The 14,788-nt window shown below is 74.3% G+C and carries 18 protein-coding genes; 8 read left to right on the forward strand and 10 right to left on the reverse strand.

Annotated elements, in window-relative coordinates; translation table 11 throughout:
• Positions 1-798, reverse strand: a complete 798-nt coding sequence (locus AB0F11_RS11600; RefSeq protein ID WP_362170945.1) for an acetoacetate decarboxylase family protein — start codon at positions 796-798, stop codon at positions 1-3.
• A 161-nt stretch (positions 799-959) separates the two neighbouring features.
• Here AB0F11_RS11600 and AB0F11_RS11605 point away from each other — a divergent pair, with 161 nt between their 5' ends.
• The 5 genes from AB0F11_RS11605 to AB0F11_RS11625 all read left to right on the forward strand — a co-directional run bounded on the left by AB0F11_RS11605 (position 960) and on the right by AB0F11_RS11625 (position 4,562).
• Positions 960-1,592 (forward strand): helix-turn-helix domain-containing protein, encoded by a 633-nt coding sequence (locus tag AB0F11_RS11605; RefSeq protein ID WP_362170948.1) that lies wholly within the window; start codon positions 960-962, stop codon positions 1,590-1,592.
• 65 nt (positions 1,593-1,657) lie between these two features.
• The gene (locus tag AB0F11_RS11610) at positions 1,658-2,635 is read left to right on the forward strand and encodes a DEDDh family exonuclease (RefSeq protein WP_362171198.1); all 978 of its coding nucleotides are present in this window, start codon (positions 1,658-1,660) and stop codon (positions 2,633-2,635) included.
• A gap of 63 nt (positions 2,636-2,698) precedes the next feature.
• Entirely contained in the window at positions 2,699-2,932 is a 234-nt protein-coding gene (locus AB0F11_RS11615; RefSeq protein WP_351315451.1) for a hypothetical protein, read from the forward strand.
• Positions 2,933-3,004: 72 nt separating this feature from the next.
• Complete coding sequence (locus AB0F11_RS11620) at positions 3,005-3,796, forward strand: SURF1 family protein (RefSeq protein ID WP_362170952.1); 792 nt, start codon at positions 3,005-3,007, stop codon at positions 3,794-3,796.
• A 10-nt stretch (positions 3,797-3,806) separates the two neighbouring features.
• The gene (locus tag AB0F11_RS11625) at positions 3,807-4,562 is read left to right on the forward strand and encodes an SDR family oxidoreductase (protein WP_362170955.1); all 756 of its coding nucleotides are present in this window, start codon (positions 3,807-3,809) and stop codon (positions 4,560-4,562) included.
• Between the two features lie 261 nt (positions 4,563-4,823).
• Here the strand turns inward: AB0F11_RS11625 and amaP are convergent, their stop codons facing one another.
• Genes amaP through AB0F11_RS11650 form a run of 5 tightly spaced genes read right to left on the reverse strand, consistent with a single transcriptional unit; the run spans position 4,824 to position 7,137 of the window.
• A complete protein-coding gene (gene amaP, locus AB0F11_RS11630) occupies positions 4,824-5,390 on the reverse strand; it encodes an alkaline shock response membrane anchor protein AmaP (RefSeq protein ID WP_362170958.1) in 567 nt (188 codons plus the stop codon).
• Entirely contained in the window at positions 5,387-5,971 is a 585-nt protein-coding gene (locus AB0F11_RS11635; RefSeq protein WP_362171201.1) for a DUF6286 domain-containing protein, read from the reverse strand. Before AB0F11_RS11635 ends, amaP begins: the two co-directional genes overlap by 4 nt.
• Positions 5,972-6,021: 50 nt before the next feature.
• Positions 6,022-6,489, reverse strand: coding sequence for a hypothetical protein (locus AB0F11_RS11640; RefSeq protein ID WP_362170961.1), 468 nt, complete (start codon positions 6,487-6,489; stop codon positions 6,022-6,024).
• Positions 6,490-6,496: 7 nt separating this feature from the next.
• The gene (locus AB0F11_RS11645) at positions 6,497-6,679 is read right to left on the reverse strand and encodes a hypothetical protein (protein ID WP_362170964.1); all 183 of its coding nucleotides are present in this window, start codon (positions 6,677-6,679) and stop codon (positions 6,497-6,499) included.
• A 26-nt stretch (positions 6,680-6,705) separates the two neighbouring features.
• Entirely contained in the window at positions 6,706-7,137 is a 432-nt protein-coding gene (locus AB0F11_RS11650) for an Asp23/Gls24 family envelope stress response protein (RefSeq protein WP_362170967.1), read from the reverse strand.
• Between the two features lie 199 nt (positions 7,138-7,336).
• Here AB0F11_RS11650 and AB0F11_RS11655 point away from each other — a divergent pair, with 199 nt between their 5' ends.
• Complete coding sequence (locus tag AB0F11_RS11655) at positions 7,337-8,290, forward strand: zinc-binding dehydrogenase (protein ID WP_362170970.1); 954 nt, start codon at positions 7,337-7,339, stop codon at positions 8,288-8,290.
• A 183-nt stretch (positions 8,291-8,473) separates the two neighbouring features.
• Here AB0F11_RS11655 and AB0F11_RS11660 read toward each other — a convergent pair whose 3' ends face one another.
• The 3 genes from AB0F11_RS11660 to abc-f form a co-directional block, all read right to left on the reverse strand.
• Positions 8,474-9,253 (reverse strand): enoyl-CoA hydratase/isomerase family protein, encoded by a 780-nt coding sequence (locus AB0F11_RS11660; protein ID WP_362170973.1) that lies wholly within the window; start codon positions 9,251-9,253, stop codon positions 8,474-8,476.
• A gap of 169 nt (positions 9,254-9,422) precedes the next feature.
• Positions 9,423-9,644, reverse strand: a complete 222-nt coding sequence (locus AB0F11_RS11665) for a helix-turn-helix domain-containing protein (RefSeq protein ID WP_285526799.1) — start codon at positions 9,642-9,644, stop codon at positions 9,423-9,425.
• Positions 9,645-9,998: 354 nt separating this feature from the next.
• A complete protein-coding gene (abc-f, locus tag AB0F11_RS11670; protein WP_362170976.1) occupies positions 9,999-11,597 on the reverse strand; it encodes a ribosomal protection-like ABC-F family protein in 1,599 nt (532 codons plus the stop codon).
• Between the two features lie 183 nt (positions 11,598-11,780).
• Here abc-f and AB0F11_RS11675 point away from each other — a divergent pair, with 183 nt between their 5' ends.
• Entirely contained in the window at positions 11,781-12,671 is an 891-nt protein-coding gene (locus AB0F11_RS11675) for a neutral zinc metallopeptidase (protein ID WP_362170979.1), read from the forward strand.
• A gap of 95 nt (positions 12,672-12,766) precedes the next feature.
• Entirely contained in the window at positions 12,767-13,162 is a 396-nt protein-coding gene (locus AB0F11_RS11680; RefSeq protein ID WP_362170982.1) for a VOC family protein, read from the forward strand.
• Positions 13,163-13,281: 119 nt separating this feature from the next.
• Here AB0F11_RS11680 and AB0F11_RS11685 read toward each other — a convergent pair whose 3' ends face one another.
• Complete coding sequence (locus AB0F11_RS11685; RefSeq protein WP_362171203.1) at positions 13,282-14,646, reverse strand: hypothetical protein; 1,365 nt, start codon at positions 14,644-14,646, stop codon at positions 13,282-13,284.
• Positions 14,647-14,788: the final 142 nt, after the last annotated feature.

The raw sequence follows: 14,788 nt of genomic DNA on the forward strand, positions 1-14,788 counted from the left end.
TCAGGCACTCCCCTCCGGCGGGCCGTCGAAGGCCTGTTGCGGGTCGTCGTAGCGCTGGTGGAGGTACGGGAGCAGGGCCCGGGCGCTGACCCGTTCGACGACCCGGCCCTGCTGGTCGGTGGTCTTCTCGCCGATGGTCAGCTCCACGAGGCGGCGTACGGGCAGGTCGGCGACCGGGTCGAACATGGACTCCCGCAGGAGCACGTCACCGGTGAGGTGCTCCAGCTTGCGGACCTTCTCGTTGCGCGTGCAGTGCACCAGGGCCGGGTCGTCCTCGAAGCCGGAGCCGTCGACCGCCGGGAGGAACTTGAAGTAGAAGTCGGTCTTCCGGGCCGGCTCGGGTACCGGCAGCTCGCGGTCCACCGCCCCGCGCACCTCGACGAAGGCGATGCCGTGCCGGGCGAGGGAGGCCCGGACGACGAGGCCGTCGCGCTCGACGGTGACCTCGCCGAGCTTCTTGGGCTCGCCGAAGACCTCGCGGCCGCCGACCAGGGCCCGCTCGTGCGTCATGGGCATGACCAGCGGGTACCAGCCCTCGACCCCGCCGTGGCGGGCGGCGACGGCCACCGATCCGGCGCCGAGGGGATAGCCGGGCAGGTCGACGCGGCTGATGTTGGCCCGCACCAGGGGCCGCTCGGCGGGCTTGAGCGGCGGCGGCAGGACCGCCGCCACCACGTCGGGATCGCTCTCCCAGACCGCCACCACGCCGGTGGACCAGATGTCGGGGAGGCGGGAACTCTTCGCGCGCGAGGCTTCGATCTCGGCCTCGGTGCGCGCTCCGTACCGTACGCGTGCCATGACTCGCACCACCCTCCTGGGGGTCCCCCGGACGTTGCCCGAGGGAGGTTCTGTAACACAGTTACACCGCTGCCGATGAAGGGTAAAGACCCCCGCACGGACGTGAATTGACGAATCGTCAGACCCTGCAGACCGGACTGACAGAGGGGCGGCCCGCGGCGATGGCCAGATCCGCACTCACCCGCGACGAGGTACTGGAGGCGGCCGCCCGCCTGGTCAAGCAGCACGGCCCGGCCGCCCTGACCATGCGCCGGCTCGCCGCCGCGCTGGGCACGGCGGTGACCTCCATCTACTGGCACGTCGGCAACCGCGAATCGCTCCTCGACGCTCTTGTGGAGCACACCGTGCAACAGATGGGCGCGATCGCTCCGGCCGGCCGCACCCCCGCCGAGCGGGTCCTGTCCGTCGCCCGCACCCTGCGCCGCGAGTTGCGCGAGCGCCCGCACCTGATCGCCATGGTGCACGAACGGGGCCTCACCGACCGGATGTTCCTGCCCGCCCAGCAGGCGCTGGTCCAGGAGGTGCACGCGGCCGGGCTGCGCGGCACGCGGGCCGCGGACGCCGTCCGCGCGATCCAGTTCCAGATCGTCGGCTTCGTCCTGGTCGAGCGCCACCGCGAGCGCTCCCCCGCCCAGTCCCCCGCCGAGAGCGAGCTGTGGGACCCGGCCGCCGCCCCGCACGACGCCCCGCTCGCCCGTGCCCTGTCCCGGCCCGCCGATCCGGAACACCTCTTCCTGCTCTCCGTACGGGCCCTGGTCGGCTCCCTGCTGGAACCGGCCGCACCCCCGCGGTGAACCGGCCGCGTCGGCCGGGCCGCTGCCCGCCGGGGCCGGGGTGTCAGTCGGTGCCGATATCCTCTGTGACCATGCTCGACGACCGTACGACCGCAGAGACGACGTGGCCGGCCGCGTACCCCCAGGGGTACGCGGTCGTCGACGTGGAGACCACCGGGCTCGCTCGCGACGACCGGATAGTGTCCGCGGCCGTCTACCGGCTCGACGCGCAGGGCAACGTGGAGGACCACTGGTACTCCCTGGTCAACCCGCAGCGGGACCCGGGCCCGGTGTGGATCCACGGGCTGACCAGCGAGATGCTCCAGGACGCGCCCCTGTTCCAGGACATCGCCGAGGAGTTCGCGACCCGGCTCGCCGACCGGGTCCTGGTCGCGCACAACGCCATCTTCGACTGGCAGATGATCGCCCGGGAGTACGCGCGGGCCGCCGTGACCGCGCCGGTCCGCCAGCGGCTGTGCACCATCGCCCTGTCGAAGGAGCTGAACCTCCCGCTGCCCAACCACAAGCTGGAATCGCTCGCCGCGCACTTCGGGGTGGTCCAGCAGCGCGCCCACCACGCCCTCGACGACGCCCGCGTCCTCGCGGAGGCCTTCCGCCCCTCGCTGCACGCCGCGGCGCAGGGCGGCGTGCGGCTGCCGCTGCTGGAGTGCCGGCCGCTGACCGAGTGGACGGACTCCCCCGTCACCGCGCGGATCGGCCACCAGGCCTCGTACCGGGGCGGCAGCTGGCGGCCCTCCCGCAAGCGGCCGCCGTGCCCGCACCCCAACCCGGGGCGCTTCGAGGACGGCAAGCCGCTGAAGCAGGGCATGCGGGTCGCCTTCTCGGGCGACACCTCCATCGACCGCGAACTGCTGGAGGACCGGGCGGTCGAGGCGGGGCTGCACGTCGCGACGAGTGTGTCGCGGCTCACGAGCCTGCTCGTCACCAACGACCCCGACTCGGTGACCTCGAAGACCGTCAAGGCCAAGTCCTTCGGCACCCCGGTCGTCGACGAGGCCGCCTTCACCCAGCTGCTGCGGGACGTGGCTGCGGCAGACGGGTGAGCCTCGGGCGACTCGCCCGGCGCCCGCTTCCCCGACCCGCCGCCGCGTCCCACCCTGTGGCGCATGGCACGTTGTGAGGTCTGCGGAAACGATTACGGCATGTCCTTCGAAGTGCACGCGCAGGGCGCGGTGCACGTCTTCGACTGCTTCTCCTGCGCCATCCACCGCATGGCGCCGATCTGTGAGCACTGCCGGGTCCAGATCATCGGACAGGGCGTCGAGGTCGAGGGCCAGTGGTACTGCGGGGCGCACTGCGCTCGCGCGGAGGGGAAGGTGGGCATCGTCGACCGCGTGTGACGTCCCTCTCCCCCGGCCCCGGACGGCCACCCGGCCGCCGGGGTCTCCTCGGCTGGGGGTACCGTCGTGGGCGTGTACCGCTTTGTGCTGACCCGGCAGTGGGTGACCCTCACCCTCGTCGCCCTCGTCCTCATCCCCGTGATGATCAAGCTGGGCTTCTGGCAGTACCACCGCCACGAGCACCGCGTCGCGCAGAACGAGCTGATCACGTCGAACCTGCGCGCGAAGCCCGCGCCCGTCGCCGAGGTCACCTCCCCCGGCCACCGCGTCCCGCGCTCCGACTACTGGCGCGCCGTCACCGCCACCGGCACGTACGACTCCGCGCACGAGGTGGTCGTCCGGATGCGGACCTCCAACGACGACAAGGTCGGCTTCCACGTCCTGACCCCGCTCGTCATGGGCGACGGCCGGGCGGTCCTGGTCAACCGCGGCTGGGTGCCCGGCGGGGACGACCCGGCCGGCTACCCGCCGGTGCCGCCCGCCCCCTCCGGCGAGGTCACCGTCACCGGCCGGCTCAAGGCCGACGAGACCAGCGGCGGCAGCGGCATCAAGGACCGCAAGGGGCTCCCGGACCGCCAGGTGATGCTGATCAACAGCGCGCAGGCAGCGGAGTACCTCGGCAGGCCGGTCCTCGGCGGCTACCTGGAGCTCACCGCGCCGCTCCCGGCGAGCGGCGGTCCCGAGGCGATCGCCGACCCCGACCACGACTCGATCGGCCCGCACATGGCGTACGCCGTGCAGTGGTGGCTGTTCGCCGCGGCGGTGCCGGTGGGCTGGCTGGTCCTCGTACGGCGCGAGCGGCGCGACCGGGAGGCCGCCGCCGCGGCTGCATCCCCCGTGCGGGAGCCGGCGCCGACCACGTAGGTTGTCCGGCATGGATCTTGGACTGAAGGACCGTGTCTACGTCGTCACCGGAGCCACCCGCGGGCTGGGCTTCGCCGCGGCGCGCGAACTGACCGCCGACGGCGCGAAGGTCGTGCTGACGGGCCGTGATGCGGCGCGCGCCGAGGAGGCCGCGGCCGCCCTGGGCCCGAACGCCGTCGGGGTCGCCGCCGACAACGCCGACCCCGCGGCCGCCGAGCGGCTGATCGCTGCGGCGAAGGAACGCTTCGGCCGCTTCGACGGCATCCTCGTCAGCGTCGGCGGGCCGGCGCCGGGTTTCGCGGCCGACACCACCGACGCGCAGTGGACGGGTGCCTTCGAGGCGGTGTTCCTGGGCGCGGTGCGGCTTGCGCGGGCGGCCGCGGCCGAGCTGGGCGAGGGCGGGGTCATCGGCTTCGTGCTGTCGGGCTCGGTCCACGAGCCGATCCCCGGCCTGACCATCTCCAACGGCCTGCGGCCGGGGCTGGCGGGCTTCGCGAAGTCGCTGTCGGTGGAGCTCGGCCCGCGCGGCATCCGGGTGCTGGGCCTGCTGCCCGCCCGGATCGACACCGACCGGGTGCGGGAGCTGGACGCGCTGTCCGGCGATGCGGGGGCGGCCCGGGCCGCGAACGAGGCGCACATCCCGCTGCGGCGCTACGGCACGCCCGAGGAGTTCGGCCGCACCGCCGCGTTCGTGCTCTCGCCGGCGGCCTCGTACCTGACCGGCATCATGCTGCCCGTGGACGGCGGCTTCCGCCACGGCTTCTGACCCCGCTGCGCGGAGCCATTCCCCCACCCCGCCCCTTCCCGAAACCGGGGGCTCCGCCCCCGGACCCTCCCCCAGCGCCTCAAACGCCGGCGGGGCTGATTTCAGCCCGCGCGGCGTTTGAGCGCACCGGGCGCGAAGCGCACGGAACCGGGTCCGGGCGGAGCCCGGTTCGGGAACGGGCGGGGAGGGGACAGGCTCCGCTCAGCGGCAGCGGCAGCGGCATCGGCAGCGGCAGCGGGGGCCCCGGGCCCGGACCGGGGGTTAGGTGACGCGGCGGGCGCGGTGGGAGGGGACCGAGAGGCGGGCCTCGGCGGTGAGGGCGGGCAGCCCCGCCGACGCACGGGCGTGCCCGAGCACCGGCCCGGCCAGCGCAGCCAACGCATCGGCCGGCACGGCATGCGGCTCCAGCTCCAGCCCCACCCGCAGACCCGGCGCCCCCCGCCGCCCCCGCAGGGCGACCCGGCACCGGGCCACCCCGTCGAGCGCGCCGGCGTCCGCGACCACCGCCTCCTCCAGCGCCCGGCCCCGGAGCACCGCGAACGCCCCGTCGCCGGTGTCCACCACCACCGCCGGCAGCCGCGAGCGCCGCAGCTGGGCCAGCAGCCACCACAGCGCGAGGAGCACGCACACCGCCAGCCCGGCGAGCATCCCCCACCACCACCAGCCCTCGGCATGCCGGTACCGGAGCCGAGTGGCCTCCGCGAGCAGCGGTGCGTGGCGGCCGCCGAGCGGCGGCGCCGCCGTCAGCACCACCACGCCGATGCCGATCAGGACCAGGCCGACGGTCCCGAGCAGGATCCGGTTGACGATCCGGAGCACACCGCTCACCTCTTCCCGCCGGCCGCCGCGCGGTTGACCCGCACGCGGGGCTGCGGCGGGTGGGCCAGGCCCAGTTCGCCGATGCCGACGGCGAGCACCGCCTCCAGGTCGGCCCGTACGTCGTCCAGCTCGCGGAAGTGGGAGGCGGCCCGCACCACCACGCGGGAGCGGCCCACCTTCACCCGCGCCGAGCGCACCCCGGAGACCTCCATGGCCCGGTCCCGCAGCACCTGCGCGGCGGCCTTGCGGCCGAGCCCGGCCCGGATCCCGGCGGCCCCGGGAGGCGGCCGCATCGGCAGGATCCCGCGCAGCCCCGGCGTCAGCGCGAGCACCAGCAGCGCCGCCCCCACGGCGACCAGGACCCCGGCCGCGACGAGTACCTCGGGGTCGGCGGGGGTGCGCCGGGTCAGCTGGGCGGCGAGCTCGCGCCGCCAGGCCATGCCGGGCCGGTGAGCCTGTACGGCGGCGAGGTCGTACAGGGACAGGCCCGCCGCCCCGAGCAGCGCGAGCGCGGTCAGGGCGGCCGGGATCCGCCGGGCCGACCGGAACCGGTGGACCCGGGAGGCCGGCGGCGGGGGCGCGGACCCGATGGGCGGATCCGCCGGCGCGGGCGCGGCCGCACCGCCCGGCGCGGGGGCCGTCACCGCAGCCGCCGGTCCCGCACGGCGGCGCTGCGGGTCTGCGCCGGGTGCAGGTGCTCGATGTCGATGTCGACCTCCGGTACGGCCATGGCCGCGCACTCCTCGATCCGCTGCACGACCCGGCTGCGCACGGCGGCGCACTGGGCGGCGAGGTCGGAGGGGTAGTCGAGTTCCAGGCTCACGCGGACCCGGGCGATGTCGTGGTGGACGGTCACCGTCGCGTGCGGGGCGGCGGCCGTCCCGCCGGAGGCCGTCCCCCCGGAGGGCGGCCCGCCGGACTGCGCGGCGAGTGCCTCGCGCGCGGCCTGGGCCGCGATCTTGGCGACGACCCGGTCGGCGATCTGGGTCGCGCCCCGTTCCGCGGGCGGCACCCGGGGCGGCACGGCCCGCGGCGGGCCCTGCCGGGGCGGAGTCGGCCGAGTCGGCGGGGTCGGCGGGGTCGGCGGGGTCGCCCGGGGCGTGGTCATCGAGGCCTCACCGGTCGCGGTCGCGGGGGCGGAAGAAGTCGCCGGGCTCCAGGTCCCCGTCCAGGAACCGGCCGACGACGAAGCCGATGGCGCCGAGCGCAGCCGTCAGCAGGAAGGCACCGAAGCCCCCGAAGTAGCCGGCGAACGCGAGGGCCATGCCGGCGAACATGCCGACGACCGCCATCCTCATGCGGGCACCTTCCCTCCTTCAATCCCCTACTGGAGTCGGGACTCCGGCTCCTCGTCGGGCTCGTCGGGCAGCTTCACGTCGCTCACCGCGATGTTCACCTCGACGACCTCCAGGCCCGTCATCCGCTCGACCGCGTCGATGACGTTCACGCGGACGGCCCGGGCGACGTCGCGGATGGACACCCCGTAGTCGACGACGATCTCCAGGTCCAGGGCCGTCTGGACCTCTCCGACCTCGGCCTTGACCCCGCGCGTGACGGAGGACTTCGCCCCGCCCGGGACCCGGTCGCGGACGGCCCCGAAGGTGCGGGACAGACCGCTGCCGGTGCCCATGGCGTGGACGCCGACGACCTCGCGGGCGGCCAGGCCCGCGATCTTCTCGACCACCCCGTCGGAGACGGTCGTACGGCCGCGGTCGGCCGGGTCGCCTGCGGCGCCCCCGGATCCGGATTCGGTCATCGCGTGTCCCTTCGCGCGGACGGACTCCCTGCGCTCCACGGTAAGCGGGAGCGGGCGGCTGCGCCCCGGGACTACGCCGGTCGACCCGGACCTGTTTTCCCGGGCGGCCTTGACCTCAACCGAGGTCGAGGTCGGAGAGTGGGTCCGCGATCAAGGCCGGCCCGCCGAGGGCCGGGAGCAACGGGAAAGAGGGGGTCCCATGCGGGCGATACGCGTGGACGGGTACGGCGGTCCTGAGGTGCTGGTGCCGGTGGAGGCCGCGGATCCGGTGCCCGGCGCGGGCGAGGCGGTGGTGCGGGCCGAGGCAGTGGACACGATCTTCGTGGAGACGCAGATCCGCGGCGGCTGGGGCGAGCAGTTCGGCATCCACCCGCCGTACGTGCCGGGCGGCGCGGCGGCCGGGACCGTGGTGGCGGTGGGCGAGGGCGTCGACCCTGAGTGGCTCGGGCGCCGTGCGGTCGCCGCCGCGGGCACCCGGGGTACGTATGCGGAGCTGGTGCGGGTCCCGCTGGAGCGCCTGGTCGCGGTCCCGGAGGGACTGGAGCGGGCGCAGGCGGCGGCGCTGGCGCACGACGGGGTGACCGCGGCGAGCATCGCCGCGCGGGCCGGGATCACCTCCGGCTCCCGGGTGCTGATCCTGGGTGCGGCCGGCGGAATGGGGACGCTGCTGGTGCAGCTCGCGGTGGCGGCCGGGGCCGAGGTGATCGGCGCGGCCCGGGGCGAGCGGAAGCTGGCGCTGGTACGGGAGCTGGGGGCGCACCGGACGGTGGACTACACGCAGGACGGCTGGACCGAGCAGGTCGGCGGCCCGGTGGACGTGCTGCTGGACGGCGTCGGCGGCGAGCTGGGCCTGGCCGCGTTCGACCTGGTCCGCGACGGCGGGTGGGTCTCCGCGCACGGCGCGCCGAGCGGCGGCTTCGCCCGGCTGAGCCCGCAGGAGGCCGAACGGCGCGGGATCACGGTGCACGGGATCCAGGAGGTGCAGCTGACCGCGGAGCAGACGCGGCGGCTGACCGCGTTCGCGCTCGGCGAGGCGGCGGCGGGCCGGCTGCGGCCGGTGATCGCCCGCACCTTCCCGCTGGCCGAGGCGGCCGAGGCGCACCGGGCGATCGAGGCCCGCGAGATCCCGGGCAAGGCGCTGCTCCTGCCGTAAGCCCCGAGCCGCCGCACACCCCGCTGGTCCCGTTACGGGGGTACGGGATCAGCGGCCCCCTCGGCGTTCGAAGGGAGTACCCCAGCGGTAGCCGGTGGAGGGTCCGGGCGGAGCCCGGTGCCCGGCGGAGCCGGGATCCTCCCCGACTCCGCGGGGACGTGCCCCGCGGACCGGCGGCGGACGTCAGTCGGAGAGGCCGGCCAGGTCCCGCAGGCGGCGGGCCTGGGCGGCGCGCTCCGCGGTGCGCTGGTCGTCGTACGAGCGCGACAGGGCGTCACGGAGCAGCGCCTTGGTCTCGATGACCGCGTCGCGCGGCGGGGCGACCAGCGCGGTGGTGAGGTCCTTGACCGCCGCGTCGAGCTCGTCGGCGGGCACGACGAGGTTGGCCAGGCCGATCCGCTCGGCCTCCTCGGCGTGCACGAAACGGCCCGTGGCACAGATCTCCAGCGCGCGGGCGTAACCGACCAGGGAGGTCAGCGGCTGGGTACCCGCGAGGTCCGGCACGAGGCCCAGGCTGGTCTCGCGCATGGCGAACTGCACGTCGTCCGCGGCCACGCGGAGGTCGCAGGCCAGCGCGAGCTGGAAGCCCGCGCCGATCGCGTGGCCCTGCACGGCGGCGATGGAGACGATGTCATTGCGCCGCCACCAGGTGAAAGCCTCCTGGTACTCGGCGATGGTGGAGTCCAGCAGTTCGTCCGATCCGCGCGCCAGGTCGAGGAAGGACGGCTCACCCTCGAAGCCCTCGGGAGTGAACGCCTGCCGGTCGAGTCCGGCGGAGAAGGACTTGCCCTCACCGCGCAGCACCACGACCCGGACGGTGCCCGGCAACGACCTTCCGGCCTCCGTCAGCGCCCGCCAGAGCGCGGGGGACTGGGCGTTTCGCTTCGCCGGATTGGTCAGTGTCACCGTGGCGACGGCTTCGTCCGCGGTGAGCCGTACGCCGTCCTTGTCGAGCAGAGCCATCTGTGTGCCTCCGGTGTGCAGTCGGCCGCGGTGTCGGCCTAAGTGACTGCACAGTAACCACCCGGTCGACCGCACGGCCGACCGGGGGTCACCGAAGGTACCGCGGTGTAGGCGGGCAAACGTCTCTTCGCCCCGGCCCCGGGCCTCACGCCCGGGGTTCCCGGTCGGGTCAGACCGAAGCCGCCTTCTTGCCGCGCGTCGCGCCACCGCGACCGCGCAGCACGACTCCGGACTCGCTCAGCATCCGGTGGACGAATCCGTAGGACCGGCCGGTTTCCTCGGCCAGCGCACGGATACTCGCACCGGAGTCGTACTTCTTCTTCAGGTCTGCCGCGAGCTTGTCGCGCGCGGCGCCGGTCACCCGGCTGCCCTTCTTCAGAGTCTCGGCCACCCGTGCCTCCTCATGGGAAGTGCGCTCTGGACTTCTCATGATCACCCCTCCCCGGCTTCCTGGCCACCCATTCAGCAAAGGTCGGTACGGCGGCATTTCTCCGGCCGTGGACACCCGAGCAGAACGGAATCTCCCCTTCCGCCGCATGACGTCCGTCACATTTCTGCGCCCCCGCGAGGAAGCTCCAGGTCAGGGGCGGGACAGGCAAAGCGGACGGCCCCGGCGACGCACCCGTGCGGGCGCGGCCGGGGCCGTCGTACAGAGCGCAGCGGTACCAGACCGTCTCACTCAGATGATGGAGCACGTCTGAGCCGAATGATCCATAAGGAACTGGATCAACCTGCCGCGGACGCGTCAGGCGAGGGCGACGAGGTCGCGGTAGTCCGGGCCCCACAGGTCCTCGACGCCGTCCGGGAGCAGGATGATCCGCTCCGGCTCCAGCGCCTCGACCGCCCCCTCGTCGTGCGTGACGAGGATGACGGCGCCCTTGTACGTGCGCAGCGCGCTCAGGATCTCCTCGCGGCTGGCGGGGTCGAGGTTGTTGGTGGGCTCGTCCAGGAGCAGCACGTTCGCCGAGGAGACGACCAGCGTCGCGAGGGCGAGGCGGGTCTTCTCGCCGCCGGAGAGGACCCCGGCGGGCTTGTCGACGTCGTCGCCGGAGAACAGGAAGGAGCCCAGCGTCTTGCGGACGTCGACCAGGTCCAGGTCGGGCGCGGAGGAGCGCATGTTCTCCAGGACGGTGCGCTCGGGGTCCAGGGTCTCGTGCTCCTGGGCGTAGTAGCCGAGCTTGAGGCCGTGGCCGGGGACGACCGTGCCGGTGTCGGGCTTCTCGGTGCCCGACAGCAGGCGCAGCAGGGTGGTCTTGCCGGCACCGTTGAGGCCGAGGATGACCACGCGGGAGCCCTTGTCGATGGCCAGGTCGACGTCGGTGAAGATCTCCAGGGAGCCGTACGACTTCGACAGGCCCTCGGCGGTCAGCGGCGTCTTGCCGCAGGGCGCCGGGTCGGGGAAGCGCAGCTTGGCGACCTTGTCCTGGGCGCGGACGGCCTCCAGGCCGGACAGCAGGCGGTCGGCGCGCTTGGCCATGTTCTGCGCGGCGACGGTCTTGGTGGCCTTGGCGCGCATCTTGTCGGCCTGGGCGTTGAGGGCCGCGGCCTTCTTCTCGGCGTTCTGGCGCTCGCGCTTGCGGCGCTTCTCGTCGGCCTCGCGCTGCTGCTGGTAGAGCTTCCAGCCCATGTTGTAGACGTCGATGACCGAGCGGTTGGCGTCGAGGTAGAAGACCTTGTTGACCACCGTCTCGACGAGGTCGACGTCGTGGGAGATCACGATGAAGCCGCCGCGGTAGGTCTTCAGGTAGTCCCGCAGCCAGACGATCGAGTCGGCGTCGAGGTGGTTGGTCGGCTCGTCGAGGAGCAGGGTGTCGGCGTCCGAGAACAGGATCCGGGCGAGCTCGACGCGGCGGCGCTGGCCGCCGGAGAGGGTGTGCAGCGGCTGGCCGAGGACGCGGTCGGGCAGGCCGAGGGCGGCCGAGATGGTCGCGGCCTCGGACTCGGCGGCGTACCCGCCCTTGGTGAGGAACTCGGTCTCTTGGCGCTCGTACTGGCGCAGGGCCTTCTCGCGGGTGGCGCCGGAGCCGTTGGCGATGCGGTCCTCGTTGGCGCGCATCTTCTTGATCAGCACGTCGAGGCCGCGGGCGGAGAGGATCCGGTCGCGGGCGAGCACGTCCAGGTCGCCGGTGCGCGGGTCCTGCGGCAGGTAGCCGACCTCGCCCGAACGGGTGATGGTGCCGGCGGCGGGCTGTCCTTCGCCCGCGAGGCACTTGGTGAGGGTGGTCTTGCCCGCTCCGTTGCGGCCGACCAGGCCGATGCGGTCGCCCTTGGCGACGCGGAAGGAGGCGGACTCGATGAGGATGCGGGCGCCGGCGCGCAGCTCGATGCCGGTGGCGGTGATCACGGAAATGCTCCAGGGCGGGTGGGAACGGCGGAAGGGGGCGGGGACGCGAGCTTCGACGCCGCTAATCCGCGAGGAGATTTGCCATGGGATTCATTCTACCGGGGGCACGCAACCGGCTTTCGGGCCGTGGGCGAGTGATACTCGCCGCAGGGGCGGCCACGTGGAGGCGAGGGCGGTGCTGCCATGCAGTTCGACGACGACGCCGATCTGGACACCTCCGAGGTCGAGGACGTGCGGGGCAGCCGCATCCCGGGCGGCCGGGCCACGATCGGCGGCGGCGTCGCGGGGCTCGTCGCACTGCTCCTGGGGCTGTTCTTCGGGGTGGGTCCGGAGCAGCTGGGACTGTCGTCGGGGGACCAGGAGCCGCAGACGGCCTCCTCCTCCGCCGGCGAGGTGCAGCAGAGCTGCCGCAAGGGGCGGGACGCGAACGCGCGGGAGGACTGCCGGCTGGTCGCGGTGGTCAACAGCATCCAGGACTACTGGAAGGGCGAGTTCACCCGGCGCGGCGGGAGGTACACCCCCGCGACGACCGTCTTCTTCAGCGACCGGGTGAACACCGCCTGCGGGACGGCGACCGCCGCCGTGGGCCCGTTCTACTGCCCCGCCGACCGGCAGGTCTACCTTGACCTCGGCTTCTTCGACGAGCTGCGCACGAAGTTCGGCGCGAGCGGCGGCCCCTTCGCCCAGGCCTACGTCGTGGCCCACGAGTACGGGCACCACGTCCAGAACCTGACCGGCACGCTGCGCACGGACCGGGACGGGCAGCAGGGCGCGGACAGCAACGCGGTCAGGGTCGAGCTGCAGGCCGACTGCTACGCCGGGGTGTGGGCGCACCACGCGACGCGGACCCCGGACGAGTCGACGGGCCGGCCGCTGATCACCAGCCTGACCGACCAGGACATCGCGGACGGCCTGGACGCGGCGGCCGCGGTCGGCGACGACCGGATCCAGCAGAGGTTCCAGGGGCGGGTGACCCCGGAGTCCTGGACGCACGGCTCGGCCCGGCAGCGGCAGCAGTGGTTCTACGAGGGCTACCGCACGGGCGACATGGAGCGGTGCAACACCTTCCGCTGACCGGGCCGACCGCCTGCCCTGCCGCCCGCTGTCGGCGACGCCTGCCATGCTGTGGTGCGGGTCACATTCACCGGCATGAGAAGGAAGTGATCGTCATGGCCGGACATCCGTCCGTGTTTCCGACACTGCTCTACGGCAACGCCAAGGCCGCGATCCAGCAGCTGACGGAGGCGTTCGGATTCACCCGGGTCGCGGTGTACGAGGCCGAGGACGGCACCGTGATGCACGCCGAGCTGGCGTACGGCAGCGGTGCGGTGATGCTCGGGAGCAAGGGGCGCGGCGGCCTGTTCGACAAGGTCATGGCGGAGGCCGGGCCGGCCGGGGTCTACGTGGTGGTGGAGGACGTGGACGCGCACCACCGCCGGGCCGTGGAGCACGGGGTGGAGATCCTGATGGAGCCCACCGACCAGGAGTACGGGTCGCGGGACTACATGGCCAGGGACGCGGAGGGCAACGTCTGGAGCTTCGGGACGTACAGCCCCCAGCTCTGACCGGACCAGCGCCCCACCAGGGGCGCGGGGAACTGCGCGGCCGGCCGCGCACGGCCTGCAGTCCACCCGTCGGCTCCGCCACCCACGGCGGGTGGTCCGGGAAACCGCCCGGCCAGGGCTCAGGCCCCGCCGGTGTGGACCTGGAAGGCGGCCCGGCGGACGGCCTTGGCGAGGGCCGGGTCGGGGTGGGCGGCGGCCAGCGCGACCAGGACCTGCACGGTGCGCGGGTGGCCGACCGCGCGGACCTCGTCCAGCAGCCGCGGGACGGTGGTCCGCACGGCCGAGTCGAGGTGGCGGGCCAGCAGCTCGGCCTCGCCGTGGTCGGCGATGGCGGCGGCGGTGTCCACCCAGAGCCAGGTGGACTCCTCGGCGGTGAGCACGTCCTGGGCCTCGTCCGGGTCGACCCCGTCGTGCTCGGCGAGCCAGAGCAGGGCGTACGGCCGCAGGGCGGGCTCGCGGACGGCGGCGCGGACCTCCGGCTCGGCCGGGGCGCCGACCACGCGCAGGGCCTCGAAGGCCAGGCCGCGCAGCAGGGCGTCCTCGCCGCGGGCGGCGTTCAGGAGCTCGCTGACGGCGTGGCCGACGGGGCGGGCGGCGAGCCAGGCCTGGTACTCGGCGCGGGCCGGCCCGGGCGTGAGCCGGGCGCAGCCGTGCAGCATGGCGGCGGCGGACTGCTCGATGTTCCCGGCGGGGCTCTGCGCGGCCACGCAGATCTGCTCCAGCTTGACCCAGACGGCCCAGCTGCCGAGCGGGGTGAGCGAGGCCTGCGCGGGCCCGAGGGTGACGGCGTCGACGGCGGCGAGCCCGCCGAGCGCCCAGCGCAGCAGCCGGGCGAGCGGAACGGGGGCGGGCCGGTGCGGCGGGGCGGCTGCGGCTGCCGGGGCGTCAGCGGGGGCCGCGGCGGCGACAGTCCCCGGCGCCGGGGCGTCGTAGGGGACCTCGCACCGTTCGTCGCGCAGTTCGGTGACGCGCTGGCCGAGCAGGTCCAGCAGGTCCGGCACGGTCACCGGGCCGGCGGAGAGCTGGAGGAGGGACAGCAGTTGGGGCATCGCCTCGACCACCTCGGCGACGACCGCGGGGGCGATGTCGGCGGGGGCCGGGTGGACCAGCGACCAGGCGTCGAACAGGGCGACCCAGCCGCGCAGCACGGCGCTGTCGTCGCGGTCCCAGGCGCGCAGCCGCCAGCCGGGCCGGGCGTGGCCGCCGTGCACCTCGACGAGGCCGGCGAGGCGGGCGCGGTCCCAGCCGACCCGGATCTGCCCGTGCGTCAGGCCCAGTTCTCCGGCGGCCCGTTCGACGTCCGCGGCGGGCAGGGCGCCGGCCGGTGCGGGGCGCCCCCCGTCGCCCGCCCCGAGGTTGAGCTCGGCCCACCGGGCGAGGCGTACGGCATCGACGAGCGAGGCCCGGGCCCGGGCGGCCAGTTCGGCTGTGGCGGGGGTGCCCGCCGGGGGCCGGGAGGCCGGTCGGGTGCGCCGGTCGGTCACGGCCTTGCGGGCCGTGGCGACGGAGCGAGGGGAGACGAGTCGGAGTCTGGAGTCGCGAGCCAACTGCTCATCAGGCTTTCGGGACGTCACGGAAGAAGTCTCGCCCGTCACCGGCCGAAAGCCCAAACGGAATCGGCCATTA

Source organism: Streptomyces sp. NPDC032472 (assembly GCF_040636955.1).
In the GTDB taxonomy this organism is placed as follows: Bacteria; Actinomycetota; Actinomycetes; order Streptomycetales; family Streptomycetaceae; genus Streptomyces.